Here is a 24,880-nt window from a genome sequence, read left to right on the forward strand (position 1 = left end):
TGAGCCTGTCTGCGTTTGCGGTCCGGCTTTGCCAGACCCACACTTCCATCATGATTATCTCTCCGTTCTGAGGGCTCCCCTATGTTCCGTTTCTTTGAAAATCTCGTTGATCCCTATTGCGAATACCCGCAAGACGATACGCCGCCCAAGCGTGTTTTGCCTTTTTTGCTGGGCTATAGCCGTCCATTTTACCGTGTTTTTGCGCTAGCCGCTGTGTTGTCTGTGGTTGTTGCCGCAGTCGAAATCGGGCTGATTTGGGCAATGGGTTGGGTTGTCGATATCCTGTCCGGCGATCCCGCCCAGGTCTGGGAAACCCATGGCATTCACTTGCTATTACTCGCGGCGTTTATTCTGACGATTCGTCCGGCTGTTCAGGCTTTGGATGTATTGTTGCTCAACAACGCGGTCCTGCCGAATTTCGGCACGCTTATCCGTTGGCGCGCTCACAAGCATGTGCTGCGTCAGTCCGTTGGATGGTTTGAGAATGACTTTGCCGGACGTATTTCTAATCGAATCATGCAAACACCTCCGGCAGCCGGTGAGGCGGTGTTTCAGGTCTTTGACGCCATCACGTTTTCCATCGCCTATGTCGTTGGTGCGCTGATCCTGCTCGGGGATGCAGACCCCCGTTTGATGATCCCGATGGTTGCTTGGTTGGTGCTGTATGGCATTCTGCTGCGCTGGACCATCGTTCGGGTTGGTACGGCATCCAAGGCGTCATCGGATGCGCGCAGCAAAGTGACCGGGCGGGTCGTTGATAGCTATACCAACATTCATTCGGTCAAGATGTTCTCTCACCATGACAATGAACTGGATTACGCCAAAGAGGCGATCGAAACCTCGCGCCGGACGTTCATGGTGGAAATGCGGCTCTATACCTTTATGGACATTGCCCTCGTTACCCTGAATGGGTTTTTGATCATCGGCGTTGTCGGCTGGTCCTTGGCGCTGTGGATGCAGGGCGAGGCAAGCGCAGGTGTTGTGGCTGCAACCACTGCTCTTGCGCTGCGACTGAACGCCATGACCGGTTGGATCATGTGGGCGTTGACCACGTTTTTCCGTGAATTGGGTGTTGTGTCCGAAGGCATGGAAACCATCGCTCAGCCGATTGACTTGGTTGACGTCAAAAATGCCAAGGACATGGTTTTGACGGATGGTCAGATCGAAATTCAGGCTCTAACACACCATTACGGGCGTGAGTCCGGCGGGTTGGAAGATGTCTCGCTTACCATTCATCCCGGCGAAAAAGTTGGGCTTGTCGGGCGATCAGGGGCCGGAAAATCGACATTGGTTAAGCTGTTGCTGCGGTTTTACGATGCCGAGAAAGGCCAAATTCTTATCGACGGTCAGAACATTGCTGACATGACCCAAGACAGCCTGCGCTCGCAGATTGGGATGGTTCAACAGGACAGCTCACTTTTGCACAGGTCTGTGCGCGACAATATCCTTTATGGCCGTCCCGATGCCACTGAAGCTCAGATGCTTGAGGCCACCAAGCAGGCGCAAGCACATGACTTTATTCTTGAGCTTGAAGATCAAGAAGGGCGCAAAGGCTATGACGCGCAGGTTGGTGAGCGTGGTGTCAAACTGTCGGGGGGCCAACGCCAAAGGGTGACTTTGGCGCGTGTGATCCTCAAGAATGCGCCAATTTTGATGTTGGATGAGGCCACCAGCGCCCTAGATAGCGAAGTCGAGGCCGCCATCCAGCAGACATTGTACGGCATGATGCAGGGCAAAACGGTGATCGCGATCGCCCATCGCCTGAGCACAATTGCCCAGATGGACCGAATTTTGGTCATGGATCAGGGGCGGATTGTCGAACAGGGAAGTCATGACGCGCTTTTGGCGCAGAACGGTCTATATGCAAGTTTCTGGGCGCGGCAGTCGGGTGGATTTATGGACCCGGATGACGGCGGTTCTGATACAGGCAAGAATACAAAGGCAGCGGAATGAAGATTGCAGATTTAATCAAGCCGTTTGAACGTGAAGACTCGCCGCCGCCAACGACGTTGATGGCTTTCATTGGTTGGGCGCTAAAGGGCTCTTGGCCGATGATCGCCCTTGCGGCCTTGTTGTCGGGGGCCGCGGGCGGGATGGAGGCCATGACGGCCTATTTTATGGGGGCCGTTGTTGACCAGGCGGTGACCTTGGGACCAGAGGTTTTCTTTAGCGCAGAAAATCTGGCCTTTGTTCTAGCGGTCGTCGTCTTTTTCGTCATCTTGCGGCCAATTGTGTTTGGCGCGTCTTCGGTGGCGAACAACTATATCGTTATGCCAAACCTTCCGCCCTTGGTTTTGTCCAAGCTGAACCGCTGGACATTGGGCCAATCGGTGAGCTTCTTTGACAACGATTTCGCCGGTCGCATTGCGCAAAAGCAGATGCAAGCCGCCACGTCTTTGACGATGGTCGTGTCGGAATCCATCAGCGCAATTGTGTTTGCCTTTGCCTCACTGGTTGGGTCGCTGTTGTTGCTGGCGACCATCGATGCGCGGGTGTTGTTGGTTTTTGCCGTTTGGTTGATTGGGTATTTCGCCTTGATCCGTTGGTACTTGCCTCGGATTCGCAAGCTGTCGGCTGCGCGGGCCGGGGCGCGGGCCAATGTCAGCGGCCAAGTTGTGGATACCATCACCAATATCAAGACCGTCAAACTGTTCGCCTCTGATCATCACGAAGAGCTCGCGGCCCAAGGTGCGATGGTTGGGTTGCGTGAAAAGTCCCTTGCGTTTGGGGCTTTGTCGGCAAGTTTCCGGTTTTTCTTGATGCTCTTGGCGGGGACCTTGCCTGTGGTCTTGGCAGGTGCCTCGCTTTTACTTTGGCGCAATGGGGTTGCCACAACGGGGGATGTTGTCGCAACGGCGGCGGTGGCAGTGCGGGTGTCACAAATGACCGGCTGGGTCAGTTTCACGTTGATGGGGCTATATGCCAATGTCGGCGAAGTCGAAAACGGTATGAAAACGCTCGCGCCTGCTATTCGGGTTGAGGATGCAGCAGATGCCAAGCCGCTTGAAGTCTCACAAGGTGAAATCGCATTTGACACCGTCGGATTTGCCTATGGCGGCGAAACCGGGGGCGTGCGCGGCATTGATTTGACGGTGAAGCCGGGTGAAAAACTTGCCGTTGTTGGGGCGTCTGGTGCGGGTAAATCGACGCTGGTTTCCTTGCTGCTTCGGCTGTTTGACCGTGAAACAGGGTCGATTTCTATTGATGGACAGGACGTAACAAACATCACCCAAGACAGTCTGCGTGATGCGATTGGGATGGTTACCCAGGAAACCGCGATGTTCAACAGATCGGCGATGGAGAACATTCGCTATGGTCGCCCGGATGCGACGGATGAACAGGTGTATGAGGCCGCGCGTCGGGCGTCGGCCCATGACTTCATTCTCGAGCTGAGGGATCACGAGGGTCGTGACGGGTATGAGGCTCGCTTGGGTGAACGCGGTGTTAAATTGTCGGGCGGTCAACGCCAGCGTATCGCGCTTGCGCGGGCGATCCTGAAAGACGCTCCTATCTTGGTTTTGGACGAAGCAACCAGCGCGCTCGACTCTGAGGTTGAGGCGGAAATTCAAGACGCTCTGACCGGCGTCATGCAGGGCAAAACCGTTTTGGCGATTGCACACCGCCTGTCGACGATTGCCCAAATGGACCGCATTGTGGTTCTCGATCAAGGTGAGATTGTTGAGCAGGGGCCGCATGATACGCTCTTGGCGCAAAACGGGCTTTATGCCCGTTTCTGGGCGCGTCAATCGGGCGGGTTCTTGGATCCTCAACAAGCCGCAGAATGAAACGGGTTATGATTGTCGGCCAACCGGGGGCCGGAAAATCCTATCTTGGGCGGGAGATTGGCCGGCTGACGGGGCTGCCTGTTGTGCATATGGATATGATCCATTGGATGCCCGGCTGGGTCGAGCGCGACAAGACCGACAAACTGGCCATGGTTCATGAGGTTGAAATCTCTGACGCGTGGGTGCTCGAAGGCGGCCTGTCAGCGAGTTATGCCCATCGCTTACATCGGGCTGACACGTTAATCGTGCTGGATTTTCCGCTGTGGCTGCGCAGTTGGCGGGTGTTTGCCCGGACGTTGCGCGACTATGGGCGGTCCCGTGAGGACTTGCCTAGGGAGTGTCCAGAACGGTTCAGCTGGGAGTTTTGGAAATGGATTTGGGACACCCGGCACACATCCCGCGCGCAAAATCTAAGGCTGATATCCCAAGCGGGCCAAGTTACGGCAGTTTTCCACTTACAAAACCGCTCAGACGTGACCACATTCCTGAAAACCCTCGACGCGCAGGGTTTTTCCGGGCAAGAGGCGGCGCATGCAGCGTTTGATTATCGAAAGACTAGGGCACAAGGGCGACGGGATCGCCTCTGATCCTGTGATTGGCCAGATCTTTGTTCCGGGTGTGTTGCCCGGCGAAGAAGTTGAAGGTGTGGTTGAAGGTGGCGTGATGGCCGCGCCCAAGATCGTGACCCCGTCGGATCAACGCGTCAAAGCGCCGTGCCGACATGCAAAAGCCTGTGGTGGTTGTCAGCTGCAACATGCGCATGACGATTTTGCCAGCACTTGGAAAACCGATGTCGTGCGCCGCGCACTTGAAGCGCAGGGCTTGGAAGCGGATATTCGCGCGTGCATCACGTCCTCGCCACAAACGCGCCGCCGTGCATCGTTTTCGGCCAAACGGACAAAAAAGGGCGCTTTGGCAGGATTCCACAAAAAGGGTTCTGACGTTGTTGTTGAGGTCCCCGATTGCCAATTGGTTGCGCCGGTGATTGGCGCGGCGCTGCCGTTGGTTCAAGATCTGGCGGTGTTGGGGGCTAGCCGCAAAGGTGAGCTATCTGTTTTGGTAACTCAGAGCCTTACGGGCCTTGATGTGTCGGTGACGGGCGGCAAGCCCGTTGATACCGCGTTGCGCGAAGAGCTTGGCGCGATGGCGCGTAAATATGGTTTGGCGCGGGTGACATGGGATGACGAAGCCCTCACGCGGCTGCCTCCGATCCAACGTTTTGGAGCGGCGGACGTGACCCCCCCTCCGGGTGCCTTCTTGCAGGCAACTCCCGAAGGCGAGGCCGCGTTGTTGGCGGCTGTTCGTGATGCTTTGGGTCCGGTCAAATATGTGGCTGATCTGTTTGCGGGATGCGGAACTTTTGCTTTGCCACTGGCCCAGGACGCCCGCGTGCATGCGGTAGAAGGTGACAAGGCGATGACCAAGGCGCTTGATCATGGCTGGCGCAACGCGCAAGGACTAAAGCATGTGACGCACGAAGCGCGTGACTTGTTTCGCAACCCGCTGTTGCCAGATGAATTGGACAAGTTTGACGGGGTCGTCATTGATCCGCCACGTGCCGGAGCAGAGGCGCAGGTGGAACAAATGGCACGTTGTAAAATCCCACGCATCGCCTTTGTGTCCTGTAACCCGGTGACCTTTGCACGCGACGCTGCGCGGCTGGTCGCAAACGGGTATGCCCTGAATTGGGTGCAAGTCGTGGATCAATTCCGTTGGTCCACCCATGTCGAATTGGCGGCAGAGCTGGAATACAAAGGGTAAATCATGGGGTTGCGCGCGCGTTTAGGTGATTTTCTGGATCACCCAAGGGTTCAGTTCAGCATTATCGCGGTCATTTTGCTCAACGCAGTTGTCTTGGGCATGGAGACGTCTGATTTTCTGATGGCACGTTGGGGGTGGTTGATTATCCTGATCGACAAATTGTGCCTGACGATCTTTGTCGTTGAGATAGTGATCAAGCTTTTCGCCCGCGGCTGGCGGTTTTTCCTGAATGGCTGGAACCTCTTCGACTTTGTCATCATCGGCATCGCCATGGTTCCGGCTGGTCAAGGTGTGTCCGTCTTGCGGGCCTTGCGGATTTTGCGTGTGATGCGTGTAATCTCTGCCGCACCACGCCTGCGCCGCGTCGTCGAAGGCTTCATCACCGCCTTGCCGGGCATGGGCAGTGTGTTTTTGCTGATGGCGATCATTTTCTATATCGGAGCGGTTATTGCGACCCGGCTCTTTGGGGATGCCTTTCCGGAATGGTTCGGTAGCCTGGGCAGTTCTGCCTATTCGTTGTTCCAGATCATGACGTTAGAGAGTTGGTCGATGGGAATCGTGCGCCCGGTCATGGAGATTTACCCCTATGCTTGGGTGTTCTTTGTACCGTTTATCATTGTTACAACATTTGCCGTGGTAAACCTTCTTGTTGGTTTGATCGTGAATTCGATGCAAGACGCCCATGCCGAAGAAGACATAATCAAAACGGATGCATACCGGGATCAAGTGCTCGACAGGCTCACGGCCATTGAACGGCAATTGGACAAACGCGACCAAAACCAACCGAAACGCTAATGTAATCCTGTGCTGTTCGGGGCGGTGATTTTGATGTAAGCTGCCAAGAAAAAAGAGGCAGTGTGATGCGGTTCTTAAAGGTAATGATTGTGCTTGTTCTGGCGTTTGGTATCGCCGGGTGTAGCTCAAAATTCAAAACGTATAATGGTCCGACAGTGACGCAAGTTGTCGTCAACAAGGGCCAGCGTCAGATGCTCTTGATGCACCGTAACAAGGTGCTCAAGGAATATCGGTTTGGGTTGGGGTTTGCTCCGACCGGCGATAAGAAGGTTCGTGGCGACGGGCGAACACCCGAAGGCGACTATTTCATTGATCGCCGCAATCCCAACAGCCAGTTCTACCTAAGCATCGGGATCTCATATCCAAATGCACAGGACATCGCCGAGGCAAAAGCACTTGGCCGCTCACCGGGTGGCGATATCTTTATTCACGGTCGACCAAATAACCGTAAAAGACGTCGGGGACAGGATTGGACAGCGGGTTGTATTGCCGTCACCAATGCCGAAATGCGCGATATTTATGCGATGGTCCGAAATGGCACGCCGATCAGGATCAATCCTTGATCGGCACGTCACTTAGCCGGCCAAATTTGCGTGCGGGGGGGGCGCTCCGGCAACACCCGGTGTTGGAGCCAGTTCGGGCGACCCCAAAACCATTGTCCACCAGATTTTGCCACTTTTCTCCTGATGCCAAGCGAAGCCCAAGTCGCGTGCGGCCGGGTCAAGAATCACGTTTCGTGTTGTCGGCTCTTCCATCCATGCGGACAGGGTTTGCAGCTCGGTCTCATAGGTTTCAGAGATTGTTTCTCCGACCAGACGACCCTGATACCCGACGCGCAACACCCGATCGATGGGTGATGATCCGTCTGATCCAAAATGCCATGGGCGGTTTTGAACCGACATATCGCGGGCATGCGTCGCCGCAGCAGCGTTCAGCTTGGCGTTCATGTTGAGCTGTGTCGCACCTGCTGCTTGGCGCAAGGCATTGACCGAATCCAAGACACGAAATTGAATTCGGTTCGCGGCACCCGGGCTGATCCGGTAAATCTTGGTCTTTGGCTTCCCGTCAGCCGCCAAAGGGACTTGTTGAGGGGTTCCGGCACAGGCCGCGAGGGCAAGGGCCGAAGACATGGCAAGAAAGGCGCGACGGTTCATATGGTTGCTCTTAAAACGTTATGTTCGTGCAATCCTTAACGAATGCATCGTTGCCAATCAAACCCACATCGGCGTGAGCTTGCCTGTTAACAAGTGTTTGAATTGCGACTGAGGCTTTCGCGCCATAATGTATGTGTAAAATTGAGTAAGTCTGAGAGGAGCTTGGACAATGAAAAAGCTGGCAGAAAAAGATTTCAGCCGACGTGCGTTTTTGGCGGGCACTGCCGCTGCAATCGGAACGCCGGTTTTGGCTCAGAATGTCGATGGCCACGATACCGTTGAGATCGAGCGCGATATTTCGACCGTCGTTCGGCGCAATATTTCAAGTTTTAGAACGTTGGATTGGCAGCCCTATTTCAGCAATCTGAAAAACGGGGCAATCCTCGTCGATCTGTCATCGCGGGCGCTACATTATTGGGAAGAATCAGGTGTTTACCACCTTTACCCCTCGTCAGTTCCACTGACCGAAGACCTGACGCGCCGTGGCCGTACGACCATTATTCGCAAGGTCGAAGGGCCGTCTTGGCGCCCGACACCCTCCATGCGCAAGCGCAATCCAGAATGGCCTGAATTCGTTGGCCCCGGTCCTGATAATCCGCTCGGGACGCATGCGCTTTACCTCAGCTGGCAATACTACCGAATCCACGGAACCCACGACACGCGCAAGATTGGCCGCCGGTCATCGAACGGCTGTATTGGCCTTTACAATGAACACATTGCACAACTTTTCGGAATGGCAAAAGTTGGCACGCAAGTGTTGCTAATTTGACGACACCAAGGCGACCGTAGGGCGTTGTGTCTTTGCTGCAATTGCATTTTTGAACAATTGCTGTTTAGACAGACTCACGAGGAAAGTCTTGGGAGCTTGTTGGGCGATATCTGACCCTGCAGGCGAATATCTGGAGAAGAACATGAAAAAAATCGTACTCGCCGCCGCATTTGCTGCCGCCGCTTCGACCGCAATGGCCGGTTCCTACGCCAAGGACGAAGTTGTAATGGAGCCTGTAGTTGTTGTTGAAGAAGCAGCTCAGTCCTCTTCCGCAGCTGGCATCGTTATCCCACTGCTGATTGTTGCTATCTTGGCAGCAGCCGCTCAATAAGCCGAAGCGCTTATCGACAAAAGAATTACAAAGGCGGCGCGACGGTGCCGCCTTTTTCTATGGCGCTTAGGGTTTTTCGACCCAGCCATGCAGATTTTCAGAAATAAACTGACACAGCGCGTCGATGTGTTCGGGATTGTCATTGAGACACGGGATGTAGCTAAACACGTCACCGCCCGCATGCTCAAAGCTTTCGCGAATTTCTTCGTTGATCTCTTCCAGGGTTTCGATGCAATCCGCAGAAAACGCTGGTGCGATAACCGCGATGCGCTTTTTGCCCTGCTTTGCCAATTCCGCCACATGTTCAACGGTGTAGGGACGTAGCCATTCCTCGTTGCCAAAGACGGATTGGAAGGTTGTGACGATTCTGTCTTGCTCCCATCCCAACCGTTCACGCAACAGGCGCGATGTCTTCTGGCACTGGCAATGATAGGGATCACCTTCGCGTAAATACCGCTGTGGCATTCCATGATAGGAAACGACCAACAAATCTGGCTCGTGGTCAAGTTTCGCATAGCCGTTTTCAACCGATGTCGCCAAGGCATCAATATAGGCCGGATGGTCAAAATACGGGTCGATGGTGCGGGCCGCTGGCTGCCACTTTTGTTCCATCAAAGCCCGGAAAAACGCGTCGTTGGCCGTTGCTGACGTTGCGCCGGCGTATTGAGGATAAAGAGGGACAAACAAAATCCGCGTGCAACCGGCTTTGACCATCGCATCAACCTTGGACTTGGTTGATGGATTGCCATAGCGCATGCAAAAATCAACCATAACCTGATCACCATATTGATCGGCAAGCTGGGCTGAAATGGCTTCTGTTTGGTCCCGCGTGATGGTCATCAGCGGGCTTTCGTCTTTTTCAGTGTTCCAGATCGAGCGATAGGCTTCGCCAGAGGTGAAAGGCCGCTTCGACAAGATAATAAGCTGCAGCAGCGGTTGCCATTTCCATTTGGGAAAGTCGATAACACGTTGATCAGAAAGGAATTCGTTCAGATACCTGCGCATCGACCAATAATCGGTGGCGTCAGGTGTGCCAAGATTTGCCAGTAGAATACCAACCTTCTTTGGTTTGATCACAGGGTGGTTGGCGGGTTTGGTCATATCGGGCATTTTTGGTCCTCGGCCTAAACGTCTTAGTGTTAAGTATCGTTTGTTGCGGCTGCGTCAATCTTTGAGAGGTTTTTCAACGGTTCCAAGCGCATCTGCGAGGCGTTGCGCCGCAGAACCGGGCCGTAATGGCTTAGGTTGGCTTTCATCAGGCGACCAACCAGTGAGCGTGATCATTTCAAAGGTTGCCGGAATGCGCCCATCATCTGTTCCGAACTCTTCGACATAGATCTGCATGGCACGCAACAAAACGGCTCGTTGCGTGGGATGGCGCAGTCGGGCGTCCAGCGCGTTAACTTCGCCCATTGCGCGCAGCTCATGCATCAAGTGCAGCGGGCTTTGGTAACTGGCCTTCAAAGGAACCCCATCTGCGACCGGCAGGTTAAGCCCGGCACGCTGAAGCAAGGCCCCGAGATCGCGAATTTCGCCCATAGGAGCGACCCGTGGTGCCATTCCACCAGAAACCTCTGCTTCGGCTTGACCAAGCGCGGCACGCAATTCATGCAGGGTTTGCCCGCCAAAGGTCAGCCCTAGAAACAGCCCATCAGGGCGCAGCGCACGGCGGCTTTGGATCAGCTGACCAACCGGATCATCAGCCCAATGCAAACCAAGTGCGTGGATCACCAAATCATGCGCAGCTTCGCCCAGGTCGAGCATGTCATCATCCGCGACGATACGTGCTTGCGGGAACACAGATCGCCAAACTTGGGCAAAAGGCGTCACGATCGCCACATCCGTAAACGTTCTGTTAACCATCAGCAGACGATCCTGCACCTCGTCCAGCGCGGTTTCATGCAAAAACAGCGCCGGATCCCGCCCGGGCGTATTCAAAGCGCGGTGGCGATTGCGGATCAAGGCTTGGCGGTCGGTCAGGCGAGGTGTTTGTGACATGAGAGGCAAATAGAATGTGGGCGGCTGGGATGCAAACCTTAGTGCAATTGGTGTACCCGCCGCGGTGCCTGTCATGTGGTGGCTTGGTTGAAACGGACTTTGGTCTTTGCGGCACATGTTGGCGCGATACACCGTTTATTTCGGGGCTAAGCTGTGACCAGTGCGGCCTACCCCTGCCGGGGCAGTCTGACCGGGCGGAGAATTGTGACGAATGTCTCAAGGTTGAGCGGCCTTGGATCCGGGGGCGTGCCGCGATTGAATACAAAGACAAGGGGCGGCGTTTGATTTTGGCGCTGAAACATGGTGATCGACAGGACATTGCCAAACCCGCGGCCAAGTGGATGGCGCGGGTAACACGTGAATTGGTTCAAGAAAACATGATCATTGTCCCGATTCCACTGCATCTTCATCGCCATCTGGCGCGGCGCTACAACCAGTCGGCCTTGCTTGCAGAAGCGCTCGGGGCGGAACTTGGGCTTGATTGGTGTCCCGATGCTCTGCAACGGCTCAAGGCGACGCCGAGTTTGGATGGCAAAGGCCGGGATGAGCGGTATGAAACCTTGGCCGGGCGTCTATCTGTGTCGCCAGACCGGGAAAAATTGATCCAAAATCGCCCTGTGTTGATTGTCGATGATGTGCTGACAACCGGGGCCACACTTTCGGCCGCAGCCGAGGCTTGTTTGGCGGCTGGCGCCTCTCAGGTTTTCGTGAGCGTTCTAGCACGCGTTGCCAAAGACACCTAACTGCCCTTAGAACATGCACACAGTTCTAAGGATTACCCATGCAACCCGTCGAAATCTACACGTCACCGCTTTGCGGTTTTTGCCACGCTGCTAAACGTCTTTTGAACAAGAAGGGCGTGAGCTTTTCCGAAGTTGATGTTTTGGTTGAGCCTCATCGCCGGTCTGAGATGATGGACCGCGCCGGTGGCCGTCACACCGTGCCACAAATTTTTATCGGCACCACCCATGTTGGCGGCTGTGATGAGCTTTATGAGCTGGAGCAAGCGGGCAAACTTGACCCGCTATTGGAGGGCTGATGAAAGTCGCAATCTTGCAGATGAGCTCTTCGGATGATCCCGAAGCGAATCTCGCCAATGTGCGTGCCATGCTGCGCGCCGCCAAAGATCAGGGGGCCGCGTTTGCGTTGACCCCCGAGGTCACCAATGTTCTGAGCTTTTCGCGCAAACGGCAAGAGGCGGTTGTGACACCCGAGACAGATGACATTGTTCTGCAAGGCATGCGCCAAGAAGCTCAGGATTTGGGGCTTTGGGTCCTGGCTGGGTCTCTGGCTTTGCGCTCGGAACCGCCGGAAACCCGGTTTGCCAATCGGTCCGTCTTGATCAACCCTCAAGGGGAGATCGAGGCGCGTTACGACAAAATCCACATGTTTGATGTGCAGGTCAGCGCCGAGGAAACCTATCGTGAATCAGCAGGGTTTGCGCCCGGTGATCAGGCGGTTATTGCCCGAACCGACATCGGCGATATTGGCCTAACCATCTGTTATGATGTGCGTTTTGGATATCTCCACCGAGAGTTGGCCAAAGCCGGGGCACAGATCATCACTGCACCAGCGGCGTTTTCACCTGGAACCGGCCCAGCGCATTGGCAGCCGCTGTTACAGGCTCGGGCGATTGAAACCGGATGTTATGTTCTGGCCCCGGCGCAAACCGGTCAGCACAAGGCATCGATTGGCAAATCCCGTTCCACCTATGGCCATTCTTTGGTCATTTCGCCCTGGGGTGAGGTTTTGTTGGACGCGGGCACCGAACCTGGGGTCTATTGTGTCGATATTGATCTGGCGCAGGTTGACGAGGCGCGGCGCAAAGTGCCGTCCTTGACTCATGACCGCACATTTGAGGCCCCAAAATGAGCAGCTCCGAAGGCGCATTGGCAATTTCCCTGATCAGTGAGCTTTTGACTGCTGATCAGTTGCTGCGTGCGCGCTTGGGAAAAGTGCTGCCCAACAAGATGGAGTTGTCGCATTTTTCGGTGCTGAATCTGCTGGCGCGGGGTGGTGAAAAAACCCCGGCGCAATTGGCCCGTGCTTTTCATCTCACGCGCGGCGCAATGACAAACACATTGGGCAAACTAGAGATCGCCGGACACGTGCATATCCGCCCGGATTGGGACGATGCGCGGCGCAAACTGGTGTCCATTAGTCCGGCAGGCCGCTCGGCTCGGGATGCGGCATTGTCGGCGATCGTTCCAATGCTCGATACGATGATGAACGACCTTGGTGAAGACAAGGTCCGGGCCGCGCTCCCGGTATTACGTGAATTGCGGCTGAGGCTGGATGAAGACGAGAAAGCCGGATAGGTCTTTTGTTTCTTTGTACACTGCTGACACTTACTGACAGGGCACCCCGTTAAGAGCGTCGCAGACACACATTGAAATCAGAAAGCCCATATTCATGAAACTCTCTTACTTTGTTGCCGGTACAAATGATCTTCAAGCCGCGGCAAAATTCTACAATGCCCTGTTTGAACAGGATGGGCCCGAACAGGTCGGGGCGACGGATCGCATGGTGTTTTGGATGAACGAGCATTTCGCCTTCGCCGTCGCAACTCCCTTTGATGAACAGCCCGCCACCAACGGCAATGGCACTATGTTCGGGTTTGATGTTGGCTCAGAGGCCGAAATCAAACGCCTGCATCAGTTGACGATTGACCTTGGTGGCTCTTGTGATGGAAAGCCAGGCGAACGCGGCCCACGTTTTTCCGCCTATGTCCGAGATTTGGACAACAACAAAATCTGTTTCTACAAATAAGCATCTTCGGGTCAGGGCGACACCTTGACCCGATGTTTCACGTCAACGCATCAGCGAGATTGGCCGGTTTGAATTCGGTGATTTGCAGCGCCACGACCCCTGCGATGGTAAACGGATCCTGCGCCATTAGCGCTTCAATCTCTTCGCGACCCGCGCCAACGGCAATGATCATACCGCCCGTACGCGGAACCTTGGCACCTGACGCCAGAAAACGACCGTCGGCATAGCCTTTGGCGATAAACTCCATATGAGCGTCGAGATGCGGCTCCACCTCAGTCAGGGGCACGTTATAGGTGATGTCGACGGCAAACAGGTTGTGACCTTGGGGGATGACGGACATTGGTTAAGCTCCAGGTTTGGTGGCAGCGGTGACGTAATTCACCGACAAATCGCGATCAGAAATGCGCCAATTCCAGGTGATCGGATTAAACACATAACCTTTGCGATCGACCGGCGTCAAACCGGCGTTGGACAAGAGATCATAAAGCTCATCCGGGGTGATGAATTTGGACCATTCATGTGTCCCCTTGGGCAGCCACCGCATAATGACTTCGGCACCAACAATGGCGACCGCAAAGCTCTTGGGGTTGCGGTTGATGGTCGAACACAGGTGCAATCCACCCGGCTTCAAGAGCATCTGGCAGGCGGTCAGATACGCCTGCGGATCAGCAACATGTTCGACAACTTCCATGTTGATCACCACATCAAACTGTTCACCGGCTGCGGCCATATCTTCGGCGGTTGTGTGGCGGTAATCAATGTCGAGATCAGATTGCTGGGCATGTGCCATGGCAACGGGAATATTTCCCCCAGCGGCATCAACGCCAACGATGTCAGCCCCGAGCCGCGCCATAGGTTCGCACAAAAGCCCGCCCCCACAGCCAATGTCGAGAATGCGTAACCCTTTGAAAGGCTGAGTTGCTGTCAAATCACGGTCGAACTCACCGGCGATTTGCGTGGTGATATAATCCAAACGCACCGGATTCATCATGTGCAACGGCTTGAACTTGCCATGCGGGTCCCACCACTCTGCGGCCATCGCCTCAAATTTGGCTACTTCGGATGCATCAACGGTGGTCACCATAACTTTCCCCATGGTCTTTTCCCTGCGCTGCACAATATAGTTAGGTTATGGACAAGTTCACGGGCCAAAAGCGCGCAGTGCAATATCTTTACCCACCCATAGATCCCTTTGATCAACGCATGATAGAGGTCGGAGATGGGCACACTATCTATGTCGAGCAGAGCGGCAACCCTGTTGGGGTGCCGGTTATTGTGCTGCACGGCGGGCCCGGCGGTGGCTGTAGCCCAGCGATGCGACGCTATTTTGACCCCAATGTCTATCGTGTGATTCTGTTTGATCAGCGCGGCTGTGGTAAATCGCGGCCCCATGCCAGTGTCGAAAACAACACCACTTGGCATCTGGTGGCAGATATAGAACAGATCCGCGAGACGTTTGAAATTGATGAGCTCATTGTGTTTGGTGGCAGCTGGGGCGCGACCTTGGCCTTGATCTATGCCATCAGCCACCCCGAGCGTGTCAGCCAACTGGTGCTGCGTGGTGTGTTTTTGTCGACACAAGCAGAGCTGGATTGGTTCTACGGCGGCGGTGCCGGTCAGTTCTGGCCCGAACCTTGGGCCCGTTTTCGCGATATGATCCCCACCCAAGAGCGCGGCGATATGATCGCAGCTTATCACAAGCGGCTTTTTAGCGGAGATTTTCGCCAGGAAATTATATACGCAAAGGCATGGTCGGTTTGGGAAAACGCGCTGGCGTCGGTCTATTCGAACGGTCAAGGAGGAGAGCCACCCGGTGATTATGCGCGGGCCTTTGCACGCCTCGAGAACCATTACTTTGTCAACAAAGGGTTCTTGGCGGAAGACGGGTGGATTCTCAAAAATGCTCATAAGATCAAGCATATACCGGGTGTGATTGTTCAGGGTCGCTATGACATGATCTGCCCACCACAGCGCGCATGGGAGCTGGCCGAAGCTTGGCCCGAAGCGGATTTGCGTATGATTCGAAACGCCGGACATGCGCTATCGGAGCCCGGAATAAGCAGCGAACTTGTATCCGCGATGGACCGCATTGCCGCGCAGTTCAACTAGCTGTCTGACGGTTTTGCGACATTTAGGTTCGCTTTTGAGCCCTTTACATGAGACACCTAGTCGCTAACCTGAATTTATAGCAATAAAAGCCGACAGGGATCTTGAACTCAGTTCTAAAAATTATAGCGCAGCGCCTAGCATTAGGTTTGTTGACGCTCTTCATCGTTTCGATAGTTATCTTCGCAGCGGTGAACTTGCTACCGGGGGATTTTGCAGAGGCCATACTTGGCCAAAGCGCGACGCCTGAGGCGGTTGAGGCGATCCGAACGGATCTTGGTCTCGATCAACACCCGGTGAAACGATACTTGCAGTGGTTAGGGGGCGTACTTCAGGGCGACCTTGGTTACTCATTTGCACAAGCAAATTTCGCCAGTTTTGTCGGGGAAGACAGTGGCGTTCGAACTTCAGTAGCCCAGCAAATCGCGCCAAGGTTTGCAAACACGATGTTCCTTGCCGGGGTCACAGCCGCCATTGCGGTGCCGTTTGCCGTGACTTTGGGTGTTTTGGCGGCGCTTTATCGCAATTCGGTTTTTGACCGTGCGACAAACATTGCAACACTCACCTCGATTTCTTCACCGGAATTCTTTTTGGCCTATGTGCTGATCCTGTTACTCGCTGTGTTGAACCCGTGGCTACCATCCTTGTCCAACATCTATGACGGTATGGCGATGAGCGAGCGGCTTGAAAAAACCATACTTCCGGCTCTGACACTGACGCTTGTTGTGACCGCGCATATGATGCGGATGACCCGTGCGGCGATCATCAACTTACTGGCCTCTCCCTATATCGAGATGGCGCGCCTCAAGGGCATCAACCCAATGCGGGTGATTGTGAGACATGCGCTGCCCAATGCGCTTGCGCCAATCATCAATGTTGTGGCGCTCAACCTTGCTTATCTGATCACCGGTGTTGTGGTTGTCGAAGTGGTGTTTGTCTATCCGGGCATTGGCCAGCTCTTCGTTGATAGTGTGAAAAACCGCGATATTCCGGTTGTTCAGGCCTGCTGTCTGATCTTTGCAGCGGCCTATATCCTGCTGAACCTGACAGCTGACATCTTGTCGATCGTGTCCAACCCACGTCTGAGGCATCCGAAATGAGCGGTTTGATGACAATATTGATTGCGCTGATCGTAATCGCTGCCGTCGGCTGGGCGTTTCGCTTTGCCGGGCAGAAACTCACCAATAACGCCCCGAGATTTCGTGACATGCCTTATGCAGTGTCCTTTGGGTATGCGCTGGGCGCGGCGGTTCTGGTTTGGGCGGTTTGGACTTATGTCAAAGCACAGTTCCTGCTGCCTGAGGCCGAAGCGAACAAATACTTCTACTTTGTTATTGCAATCCACGGTTTCATCCTCTTTGCGGTGTTAGCGTGGTTGTTTCGCGTGCTTGGCCGAGCGGTCGGAACCGACGGGACGCGGAAACTGTTTCGCCAAATGCCGTTGACTGCATCCTTTGGGGTTCTGGTCATTTTGGTTTATGCGTTCATGGCCGTTTTCGCGGGGTTCTTGGCGCCTCATGGCCAAGAGGAAATCTTTGAACTGGCCAATGTGGTGCCGGGTGGTAATCCGGCGCTGGGTGGCAACCCCGATTTTCCATTGGGCACCGACCAGATCGGGCGTGATATCCTATCCCGTCTGATCTATGGCGCGCAAAACACGGTTGGCATTGCCTTTGTCACCACGCTGATCGCATTTTTCGTTGGGGGGAGCCTCGGTTTCCTTGCGGCAACACTGCGCGGCTGGGTTGATCAGTTCCTGAGTCGGCTGGTTGATGTTCTGATGGCGATCCCGGCGTTGATCTTTGCCTTGCTATTGATCACCGTTGCCTCTGCTTGGGTCACGGGAACAGGCCTGACGATTGCGATGGTTTTGATCATGGCCCTGATCGATAGCACCCGCGTGTTCCGATTGGCCCGTGCGGTCGGGATGAACATCGTGGTGATGGACTATATCGAAGCGGCCAAATTACGCGGTGAAAAGCTCTCCTACATCGTATTCCGGGAAATTCTGCCAAATGCGACGGCACCTTTGCTGGCCGAATTTGGCCTGCGCTTTTGCTTTGTTTTCCTGACGATTTCCTCGCTGAGCTTCTTGGGTGTGGGTATTCAACCGCCGCTGGCGGATTGGGGGACCATGGTCAAGGATATGTCGTCCTTCATCAACTACGCCGCCTTTGCGCCGCAGGTTTCCGCCGCGCCGCTCTTGGCTGCGGGGGCGATTGCACTGCTGACTGTCGCGGTCAACTTTGTGGTGGATTGGATGCTGCATCGCAGCTCAGGGCTAAAGGAATAATCTCATGAGCAATGACGCATTCAAAGACGCAGACACTCTGGTTGAGATGAAGGGAATCTGGATGGAGGGCCGATCCGACGAGGATTGGCACCCTATTATCAACGGCATTGATCTGACCTTGCGCAAGGGGGAAGTGCTTGGCTTGATTGGTGAATCCGGTGCGGGGAAATCCACCCTTGGCCTTGCCTCCATGGGTTTTTGCCGTGACGGTGTGCGCATCTCCAAGGGCTCGGTTATGTTTGACGGCATTGATTTGCTGTCTGCCAGCGCCGAAGACAAACGCCAATTGTTGGGCAAACGTATCGCCTATGTGGCGCAATCCGCTGCAGCGAGCTTTAACCCAGCGCATCGTCTGATTGATCAGCACAGCGAAGCACCGATCCAGCACGGCGTTATGTCCAAATCAGAGAGCGAAGCGGATGGGATGGAGCTTTATCGCAAATTGCGGTTGCCCAACCCGGATGAAATCGGCTTTCGCTATCCGCATCAGGTGTCCGGTGGCCAACTTCAGCGCGCGATGACCGCGATGGCGATGGCCTGTCGTCCTGATCTGATCATTTTTGACGAGCCGACCACGGCGCTTGATGTGACCACCCAGATTGAGGTTCTGGCCTCCATCCGGCAGATCGTCGAAGAGTTCAACACCGCGGCGATCTACATCACCCATGACCTTGCGGTTGTGGCGCAGATGGCCGACACGATCAAAGTGTTGCTCAAAGGCGATGAGGTCGAAGAGGCCGAAACCCGTGAGATGCTGTCAAACCCGACGCAGGACTACACCAAGAGCCTCTGGGCGGTGCGTGAATTCCAACGGCCGACCAAACCTGCGGTTATTACAGGATCCACCCCGGTCATTTCAGTGAAAAACGTGACAGCGGCCTATGGCAAAGTCGACGTTTTGCATGATGTCAGCTTTGACATTCACGAAGGCCGCACAGTGGCTGTTGTTGGGGAATCTGGCTCAGGTAAATCGACGGCGGCGCGCTGTATCACCGGGCTTTTGCCGCCTCGGATCGGGTCGATTGAATTGGGCGGCACGACCTTGCCGCTGGATTATCGCAAGCGCAACAGGGGGCAGTTGCAAAAAGTCCAGATGATTTACCAGATGGCGGACACGGCTCTTAACCCGCGCCAAACGGTTGGCGATATCATCGGTCGCCCGGTTGAGTTTTATACTGGTCTGACGGGAAAAGCCCGGCGCAAGCGGGTCGAAGAATTGATGGATCAGATTGAACTGCCAGCCTCGCAATTCATCGACCGTTTGCCCTCGGAAATGTCCGGTGGCCAAAAACAGCGCGTCGGCATTGCCCGTTCGCTGGCGGCGGAACCTGAGTTCATTATTTGCGATGAAGTTACCTCAGCGCTGGATCAATTGGTTGCCGAAGGGATTTTGCGCCTTTTGGCCGACCTACAGGACAAATTGAACCTCAGCTACATGTTCATTACGCATGATCTTGCAACGGTAAAATCCATTGCAGATGAAGTGGTTGTGATGAAAGATGGACATGTAGTGGAGCAGGGGCCCAAGATGGAAATGTTCACGCCTCCGCATCACGCCTATACGGATCTTTTGCTAAGCTCGGTGCCTGAAATGGACCCGGATTGGCTCACAAATCTGCTGCAGGAACGCGGAGTTGATAACATCGGCGACGCCGCAGTTGGTAAGATGATATAAGAATCACCCATAAACGGGTGCAGGAATCGGCGGGGGACAATCCGCCAAACGACAAACAAGGGAGTTTTAACATGACAAATATCAGCAGACGTGGCCTTCTGGCCTCGGGTGCCGCGGCAGGTGTATTGGCTGCGACAGGCATGCCGGTTCGAGCTCAGCAAAAGGGTGGCACGCTGCGCCTTGGTCTTGCCGGTGCGAACACTTCCGACAGCTGGGATTCCAGGACCCATTCCGACAGTTACATGATCATGGCGGCCCACGGTGCCGTGTTTGATACCCTGACAGAAGTCGCCGCCAACGGTGAGCTGGTCGGCGAATTGGCGGACAGCTGGGAAGCAACGCCCGACGCCAAAACTTGGACGTTCAAACTCAAGACCGGTGTGACCTTCCACAACGGCAAAGCATTCGGTGCTGACGACGTCATTGAATCGCTGAACATGCACGTTGCAGAAGGTGCGAAATCGGCGGCCAAGCCGATCGTTTCTGCGATCACCGAGATGAAAAAGCTGGGTGAGCACGAAGTGCAGATGACGCTGAAAGCCGGCAACGCCGACTTCCCGTTCCTGCTCTCTGACTATCACATCTGTATCTATCCTGCCGGCCAGATCGAAGAAGCGGTGGCCAAGGGCATCGGTACAGGCATGTACAAGGTCGAAGCGTTCGACCCAGGTGTGCGCACCCTGCTGAGCCGTGTCGACAGCCACTACAAAGATGGCAAAGCAGGCTGGTTCGACAGTGTTGAACTGATTGCGATCAATGATGCCTCGGCCCGTATGAATGCGCTGATGACTGGTCAGGTTGATGCGGTGAACCGGGTTGATTTCAAAACCGAATCGCTGCTCAAAGCCAACCCAATGGTCTCGATCTCAGAGGTCACTGGCAACCAGCATTATACCTTCCCAATGCTGACTGGCCTGTCACCGTTCGACAACGTCAAAGTGCGTCAAGCGCTCAAGCATTCGATCAACCGTCAGGAAATGGTCAACAAGGTTCTGCAAGGCCACGGTGCCGTTGCGAACGACATTCCAATCGGCCCAGCCAACCAGTATTTTGCCAGCGACTTGCCGCAGAATGAATACGACCCGGATATGGCCAAGCACCTGATCAAAGAAGCCGGTCTTGACGGTTTGCAGGTTGATCTGTCTGCTTCGAACGCGGCCTTTGGTGGCGCGGTTGATGCGGCCCTGTTGTATCAAGCGTCGGCCAAAGGCGCGGGCATTGATATCAACGTTGTACAAGAACCTGAGGATGGTTACTGGTCCAACGTTTGGCTGAAAAAAGCGTGGTGTGCGTGCTACTGGTCTGGTCGTGCGACCGAAGATTGGATGTTCTCGACAGCCTACGAATCTGGTGTGCCTTGGAACGATACCGGTTGGGAAAATGCCCGCTTCCAAGAGCTGCTGCTAACAGCCCGTGCCGAGCTAGACAGCGCCAAGCGTAAAGATCAGTACCATGAGATGCAGATGATCATGTCCAAAGAGGGCGGCACGGTTATCCCAATGTACGCCAACTATGTTGATGCGCATTCAAACAAGCTGACCAATTCAGGCACCGTTGGTAACGTGTTCCAGATGGACAGCTCGCGTCTGATCGAACGCTGGTGGTTCGCGTAAATCACGTGCCCTAGAAACAAAGAAAGCCCCGCTGTTTTGGCGGGGCTTTTTCGTTTTTGGCGACGATTTACAGATGCGTATCGTAATCGGACACCAACAAATGCTGCGGGGTTTCGTCTTCGTCGATATTTGAAAACCGACCGATAGGTTGTTCAAAGATGTTGTCGGTCAGGTCGTCATTGACGGTCGACACTTCACCGATCAAGACATCACCGCCTTCGCCCCAAAACGCGTGCCAGGTGTTGGGAAACAGCGTGACGGATTCGCCGGGATCAAGTTTGAGCAAACCGCCCGCATCTAGCTTGCGCATCATGCCATCAACCATGACGTTCACTTCGGCTTGGCGATCAATTGCGCCGTCGCTGCCGGCGGTGAACAATTCCAACACCAGCTTGCCACCACCGCGATTGATGATGTCTTCAACCTTGACGTCATGCCGATGCATCGGACTAAGCTGCTTTTCGCGTGAAATCATGATCTTTTCCGCATATAGCATCGCGGATTTTTGCCCCAGATCCTCGTTCAACCCGTTGCGCGTGGTGAAGAGAAACAGGCCCATTTCGTCAAATTTTCCGGCACCGTAATCAGTGATGTCCCACCCCATTCTGCGGGCCTTGATCTGATCATGGTCAGCGGCGCGTAATTCTGCGGGAGACAGATAAGCAAAGGGCGGCATCACATAGCTGAACGAGCGAATAAAAGCGTCGCCTTCACGGAGGATTTCATTGATATGGGAGCGTTTCATGGAATTATCCCTTGGTTAAACGTTATATCACCCATAGCACAGGTTCGCTTGTCGCCCAGCCCCAAGATGACATCTTTGCAGCCGAGTCCGTCAGGTGCGCATGATTGAAAGTTTGGGGGGCGCTCTAGAATGCCCCCCGAAACCCTAGAGAACGTAGCGGCTCAAGTCTGTGGACTGCGTCAACTCACCCAAATGCTTCTCAACAAAGCTTGCATCGACAGTGACCTCTGCGCCAGCCTTGTCCGGGGCGTCAAAACTCAGTTCCTCAAACACCCGCTCCAACACCGTATAAAGCCGCCGGGCGCCGATGTTTTCAATCGATTGGTTTACATCAGCGGCAATTTTCGCGAGCGCCTTGATCCCCTCTTCTGTAAAGGTCACAGTCACCTCTTCGGTGGCCATCAGCGCGGTGTATTGCAAGGTCAGAGCGTTATCCGTTTCGGTCAAAATGCGGACGAAGTCTTCTTCTGTCAGGGCCCGTAGCGTGACCCGGATCGGCAGGCGACCTTGTAATTCTGGTAATAAATCCGACGGTTTAGCGATGTGAAACGCGCCTGACGCAATAAACAAAATGTGGTCGGTTTTCACCGCCCCATGTTTCGTGCTCACGGTGGTGCCTTCGATCAACGGCAATAAATCGCGCTGAACACCTTCACGGGAAACATCGCCGCCGCGCGCTTCTTGACGGGCGGCAACCTTGTCGATCTCATCAAGGAAAACGATCCCGTTTTGCTCAACCTCTTGCAGCGCGGCCAATTTGACCTGTTCATCATCCAAAAGCTTGTCAGCTTCTTCATTGATCAGCAATTCGTAGCTGTCGGCAACGGTCATCCGTTTGCGGGTTGTCCGCCCGCCCATGGCTTTCCCGAACAAATCGCCGAGGTTCATCATTCCCATTCCGCCGCCCGGCTGGCCGGGAATATCCATCATCGGGAAAGGAGAGGCGGTCTCAGCCACATCCAACTCGATTTCGGTATCATCCAGCTCCCCGGCTTTGAGCTTGCGGCGAAACATTTCGCGGGTCGCGTCGCGGGCGTCGGTTCCGGCGATGGCTTCAATCACGCGCTCTTCGGCGGCTTCGTGTGCGCGGGTTTTGACATCTTCTCGCATGAATTCACGGACCTGGATAATCGCTGCGTCAACCAGATCGCGAATGATCTGTTCCACGTCGCGGCCGACATAGCCAACTTCGGTGAATTTTGTGGCTTCAACCTTGATAAAAGGTGCCTTGGCCAATTTTGCCAAACGGCGGCTGATTTCGGTTTTGCCAACCCCGGTGGGCCCGATCATCAGGATGTTTTTGGGGTAAACTTCGTCGCGCAAGTCGTCAGAGAGCTGTTTACGGCGCCAGCGGTTGCGCAGGGCCACGGCAACGGCGCGTTTTGCGTCCGCTTGTCCGATGATAAAGCGATCCAGTTCCGATACGATTTCGCGTGGGGTCAAATCTGTCATGACAGGGCTTTCGTATAAATCTCGTCGGTCATCATGTCGTCGAACCATTCCGGGTAACGACGGGCAGGGGCTGCGGCGGTGTCAATTGCGGCGATTTCGTCATCGCTCAACGTCACACCGGTCGCGGCCAAGGATGTCTCTAATTGACTAAGTTTGCTCGCTCCTACGATCACCGTGTGATCGCGGCGTTTGTGCAAAATCCAGGCCAAGGCGATTTGGGCAGGGGTGACATCATGGGTGTTGGCCGCTGCGGTCAAGGCGGCCACGGCTGCGCCCCCTTGGTCTTTGGAAATTTGCAGGAAGTCCCCTTCGGCCAATCGGCCTTGGGTGCTGTCCAGTTTGCTCAGGTCATATTTTCCGGTCAACAATCCGCCCGCAAGCGGCGACCACGCCATCAGCCCAAGACCCATTTCCGCCGATAGTTTCAGCACATCACCTTCAATGTCACGGGCGACGGCGTTGTACAGGTATTGACCCGCGATGAACTGCTCAAACCCGTTTGAACGCTGCATTTGCACCGCCTGTGCAACTTTCCACGCGGGCCAGTTGGAAACACCGATATAGCGAACTTTGCCGCTCTCGATAACACGTTGCAGAGTGCTGAGTGTTTCCTCGAGCGGCGTGGTGAAATCCGTTTTGTGCAAGACAAGAAGGTCAATCCACTCGGTATCCAGCCGTTTCAAACAGCCCTCAACCGAGTTGAGGATATGCCCTCTGGACAGGCCCGCATCCGTGACGCGATCACTTTGACGAAACCCGAGTTTGGTGCAAATGATCGCGTCATTACGTTTATTTTTCAGCGCTTTGCCCAGAATATCTTCGGCGTCACCGCCGGAATAACCGTCAGCGGTGTCAAAGAAGTTCACACCGGCATCCAAGGCCATGTCGACCATCCGCTCAGCGTCCGCCAACCCCGTTTTGGCAACGCCTGGGATCCAATCGGACCCATGTGTAAACGTCATCGTCCCAAGCGCAAGGCGCGACACAACAAGGCCGGACTGGCCGAGCTGAGTGTAGCTCATGTCGCTCATGCTTTGATGCTCTCGACGGTCAGTTTTCCGTTTGTATAGACGCAAATATCAGCGGCAATTGCCATGGCAGCGCGGGCCACCTCTTCGGCAGATTTATCGCTGTCCATCATCGCTCGCGCGGCGGCGAGGGCAAAATTGCCGCCCGATCCGATGGCGGCAACGCTGTGTTCTGGCTCAAGCACATCACCGGCACCCGTAATCACCAGCAAATCGGTTCCGTCGGTGACGATCAGCATAGCTTCGAGCTTTTGCAGATACTTGTCGGTGCGCCAATCTTTGGCGAGCTCAACAGAGGCGCGCTGCAACTGACCCGGCGTGGCCTCAAGTTTGGCCTCAAGCCGTTCAAGCAAGGTAAAGGCATCAGCGGTCGACCCGGCAAAGCCGCAGACAACGTCGTAACCACCCGGGGACAGGCGGCGCACCTTGCGGGCTGTTCCCTTGATCACGGTTTGGCCCAGGCTGACTTGTCCGTCGCCTGCAATCACAACCTGACCGCCTTTGCGCACACCGATGATCGTTGTGCCGTGCCAGCCGGGAAATTCGTTGTCTGCCATTGTGTTTTCCTTTCGTGTCACGACCATATGGGGGCTGGACATATCCGCA

27 protein-coding genes are annotated in these 24,880 nt (G+C 54.8%); 18 read left to right on the forward strand and 9 right to left on the reverse strand.

The window, feature by feature from the left end; all coding sequences use genetic code 11:
* Window positions 1-81 precede the first annotated feature (81 nt).
* From ACRBB0_RS03245 to ACRBB0_RS03270, 6 genes are all read left to right on the forward strand, one after another.
* A complete protein-coding gene (locus ACRBB0_RS03245) occupies window positions 82-1,953 on the forward strand; it encodes an ABC transporter ATP-binding protein (RefSeq protein WP_431372959.1) in 1,872 nt (623 codons plus the stop codon).
* On the forward strand, window positions 1,950-3,785 hold the full coding sequence (locus ACRBB0_RS03250) for an ABC transporter ATP-binding protein (RefSeq protein ID WP_431372960.1): 1,836 nt from the start codon (window positions 1,950-1,952) through the stop codon (window positions 3,783-3,785). Before ACRBB0_RS03245 ends, ACRBB0_RS03250 begins: the two co-directional genes overlap by 4 nt.
* Window positions 3,782-4,372 (forward strand): AAA family ATPase, encoded by a 591-nt coding sequence (locus ACRBB0_RS03255; RefSeq protein ID WP_431372961.1) that lies wholly within the window; start codon window positions 3,782-3,784, stop codon window positions 4,370-4,372. The genes ACRBB0_RS03250 and ACRBB0_RS03255 overlap by 4 nt, the downstream gene beginning before the upstream one ends.
* Complete coding sequence (locus tag ACRBB0_RS03260) at window positions 4,317-5,546, forward strand: class I SAM-dependent RNA methyltransferase (protein WP_431372962.1); 1,230 nt, start codon at window positions 4,317-4,319, stop codon at window positions 5,544-5,546. The genes ACRBB0_RS03255 and ACRBB0_RS03260 overlap by 56 nt, the downstream gene beginning before the upstream one ends.
* A gap of 3 nt (window positions 5,547-5,549) precedes the next feature.
* Window positions 5,550-6,341, forward strand: a complete 792-nt coding sequence (locus tag ACRBB0_RS03265; protein WP_431372963.1) for an ion transporter — start codon at window positions 5,550-5,552, stop codon at window positions 6,339-6,341.
* A gap of 65 nt (window positions 6,342-6,406) precedes the next feature.
* The gene (locus ACRBB0_RS03270) at window positions 6,407-6,904 is read left to right on the forward strand and encodes a L,D-transpeptidase family protein (RefSeq protein ID WP_431372964.1); all 498 of its coding nucleotides are present in this window, start codon (window positions 6,407-6,409) and stop codon (window positions 6,902-6,904) included.
* 12 nt (window positions 6,905-6,916) lie between these two features.
* Here ACRBB0_RS03270 and ACRBB0_RS03275 read toward each other — a convergent pair whose 3' ends face one another.
* Complete coding sequence (locus tag ACRBB0_RS03275; protein WP_431372965.1) at window positions 6,917-7,495, reverse strand: CAP domain-containing protein; 579 nt, start codon at window positions 7,493-7,495, stop codon at window positions 6,917-6,919.
* A 169-nt stretch (window positions 7,496-7,664) separates the two neighbouring features.
* Here ACRBB0_RS03275 and ACRBB0_RS03280 point away from each other — a divergent pair, with 169 nt between their 5' ends.
* Window positions 7,665-8,264 (forward strand): L,D-transpeptidase, encoded by a 600-nt coding sequence (locus tag ACRBB0_RS03280; protein WP_431372966.1) that lies wholly within the window; start codon window positions 7,665-7,667, stop codon window positions 8,262-8,264.
* A 142-nt stretch (window positions 8,265-8,406) separates the two neighbouring features.
* Window positions 8,407-8,595 carry a ferrochelatase gene (locus tag ACRBB0_RS03285; RefSeq protein ID WP_431372967.1) on the forward strand — a complete coding sequence of 63 codons (189 nt, stop codon included), beginning with the start codon at window positions 8,407-8,409 and terminating at the stop codon, window positions 8,593-8,595.
* A 66-nt stretch (window positions 8,596-8,661) separates the two neighbouring features.
* Here ACRBB0_RS03285 and hemH read toward each other — a convergent pair whose 3' ends face one another.
* A complete protein-coding gene (hemH, locus tag ACRBB0_RS03290) occupies window positions 8,662-9,705 on the reverse strand; it encodes a ferrochelatase (protein WP_431372968.1) in 1,044 nt (347 codons plus the stop codon).
* Between the two features lie 54 nt (window positions 9,706-9,759).
* Window positions 9,760-10,593, reverse strand: a complete 834-nt coding sequence (locus ACRBB0_RS03295) for a methyltransferase domain-containing protein (protein WP_431372969.1) — start codon at window positions 10,591-10,593, stop codon at window positions 9,760-9,762.
* 29 nt (window positions 10,594-10,622) lie between these two features.
* Here ACRBB0_RS03295 and ACRBB0_RS03300 point away from each other — a divergent pair, with 29 nt between their 5' ends.
* The 5 genes from ACRBB0_RS03300 to ACRBB0_RS03320 all read left to right on the forward strand — a co-directional run bounded on the left by ACRBB0_RS03300 (window position 10,623) and on the right by ACRBB0_RS03320 (window position 13,362).
* The gene (locus ACRBB0_RS03300; protein WP_431372970.1) at window positions 10,623-11,336 is read left to right on the forward strand and encodes a ComF family protein; all 714 of its coding nucleotides are present in this window, start codon (window positions 10,623-10,625) and stop codon (window positions 11,334-11,336) included.
* A 38-nt stretch (window positions 11,337-11,374) separates the two neighbouring features.
* On the forward strand, window positions 11,375-11,632 hold the full coding sequence (gene grxC, locus ACRBB0_RS03305) for a glutaredoxin 3 (RefSeq protein WP_431372971.1): 258 nt from the start codon (window positions 11,375-11,377) through the stop codon (window positions 11,630-11,632).
* Window positions 11,632-12,465, forward strand: coding sequence for a carbon-nitrogen hydrolase family protein (locus tag ACRBB0_RS03310; protein WP_431372972.1), 834 nt, complete (start codon window positions 11,632-11,634; stop codon window positions 12,463-12,465). Before grxC ends, ACRBB0_RS03310 begins: the two co-directional genes overlap by 1 nt.
* On the forward strand, window positions 12,462-12,911 hold the full coding sequence (locus ACRBB0_RS03315) for a MarR family winged helix-turn-helix transcriptional regulator (RefSeq protein ID WP_431372973.1): 450 nt from the start codon (window positions 12,462-12,464) through the stop codon (window positions 12,909-12,911). Before ACRBB0_RS03310 ends, ACRBB0_RS03315 begins: the two co-directional genes overlap by 4 nt.
* Before the next feature lie 94 nt (window positions 12,912-13,005).
* On the forward strand, window positions 13,006-13,362 hold the full coding sequence (locus ACRBB0_RS03320; RefSeq protein ID WP_431372974.1) for a VOC family protein: 357 nt from the start codon (window positions 13,006-13,008) through the stop codon (window positions 13,360-13,362).
* Window positions 13,363-13,399: 37 nt separating this feature from the next.
* Here the strand turns inward: ACRBB0_RS03320 and ACRBB0_RS03325 are convergent, their stop codons facing one another.
* Both ACRBB0_RS03325 and ubiG read right to left on the reverse strand, forming a co-directional pair.
* The gene (locus tag ACRBB0_RS03325; RefSeq protein ID WP_431372975.1) at window positions 13,400-13,702 is read right to left on the reverse strand and encodes a YciI family protein; all 303 of its coding nucleotides are present in this window, start codon (window positions 13,700-13,702) and stop codon (window positions 13,400-13,402) included.
* 3 nt (window positions 13,703-13,705) lie between these two features.
* On the reverse strand, window positions 13,706-14,458 hold the full coding sequence (gene ubiG, locus ACRBB0_RS03330) for a bifunctional 2-polyprenyl-6-hydroxyphenol methylase/3-demethylubiquinol 3-O-methyltransferase UbiG (protein WP_431372976.1): 753 nt from the start codon (window positions 14,456-14,458) through the stop codon (window positions 13,706-13,708).
* Window positions 14,459-14,493: 35 nt separating this feature from the next.
* Between ubiG and pip the strand changes: the two genes are divergently transcribed.
* From pip to ACRBB0_RS03355, 5 genes are all read left to right on the forward strand, one after another.
* A complete protein-coding gene (gene pip, locus ACRBB0_RS03335; RefSeq protein WP_431372977.1) occupies window positions 14,494-15,471 on the forward strand; it encodes a prolyl aminopeptidase in 978 nt (325 codons plus the stop codon).
* 101 nt (window positions 15,472-15,572) lie between these two features.
* The gene (locus ACRBB0_RS03340; protein ID WP_431372978.1) at window positions 15,573-16,568 is read left to right on the forward strand and encodes an ABC transporter permease; all 996 of its coding nucleotides are present in this window, start codon (window positions 15,573-15,575) and stop codon (window positions 16,566-16,568) included.
* Entirely contained in the window at window positions 16,565-17,761 is a 1,197-nt protein-coding gene (locus ACRBB0_RS03345; protein WP_431372979.1) for an ABC transporter permease, read from the forward strand. Before ACRBB0_RS03340 ends, ACRBB0_RS03345 begins: the two co-directional genes overlap by 4 nt.
* A 4-nt stretch (window positions 17,762-17,765) precedes the next feature.
* Window positions 17,766-19,436 (forward strand): ABC transporter ATP-binding protein, encoded by a 1,671-nt coding sequence (locus ACRBB0_RS03350; protein WP_431372980.1) that lies wholly within the window; start codon window positions 17,766-17,768, stop codon window positions 19,434-19,436.
* Window positions 19,437-19,507: 71 nt separating this feature from the next.
* A complete protein-coding gene (locus ACRBB0_RS03355) occupies window positions 19,508-21,049 on the forward strand; it encodes an ABC transporter substrate-binding protein (protein WP_431372981.1) in 1,542 nt (513 codons plus the stop codon).
* Between the two features lie 67 nt (window positions 21,050-21,116).
* Here the strand turns inward: ACRBB0_RS03355 and ACRBB0_RS03360 are convergent, their stop codons facing one another.
* The 4 genes from ACRBB0_RS03360 to hslV all read right to left on the reverse strand — a co-directional run bounded on the left by ACRBB0_RS03360 (window position 21,117) and on the right by hslV (window position 24,831).
* A complete protein-coding gene (locus tag ACRBB0_RS03360; protein ID WP_431372982.1) occupies window positions 21,117-21,794 on the reverse strand; it encodes a D-lyxose/D-mannose family sugar isomerase in 678 nt (225 codons plus the stop codon).
* Window positions 21,795-21,938: 144 nt separating this feature from the next.
* On the reverse strand, window positions 21,939-23,246 hold the full coding sequence (hslU, locus tag ACRBB0_RS03365) for an ATP-dependent protease ATPase subunit HslU (protein ID WP_431372983.1): 1,308 nt from the start codon (window positions 23,244-23,246) through the stop codon (window positions 21,939-21,941).
* Entirely contained in the window at window positions 23,243-24,277 is a 1,035-nt protein-coding gene (locus ACRBB0_RS03370) for an aldo/keto reductase (protein WP_431372984.1), read from the reverse strand. The genes hslU and ACRBB0_RS03370 overlap by 4 nt, the downstream gene beginning before the upstream one ends.
* A complete protein-coding gene (hslV, locus tag ACRBB0_RS03375; RefSeq protein ID WP_431372985.1) occupies window positions 24,274-24,831 on the reverse strand; it encodes an ATP-dependent protease subunit HslV in 558 nt (185 codons plus the stop codon). The genes ACRBB0_RS03370 and hslV overlap by 4 nt, the downstream gene beginning before the upstream one ends.
* Window positions 24,832-24,880 lie beyond the last annotated feature (49 nt).

The sequence above is a fragment of the Pelagimonas sp. genome (assembly GCF_050633425.1).
In the GTDB taxonomy this organism is placed as follows: Bacteria; Pseudomonadota; Alphaproteobacteria; order Rhodobacterales; family Rhodobacteraceae; genus Pelagimonas.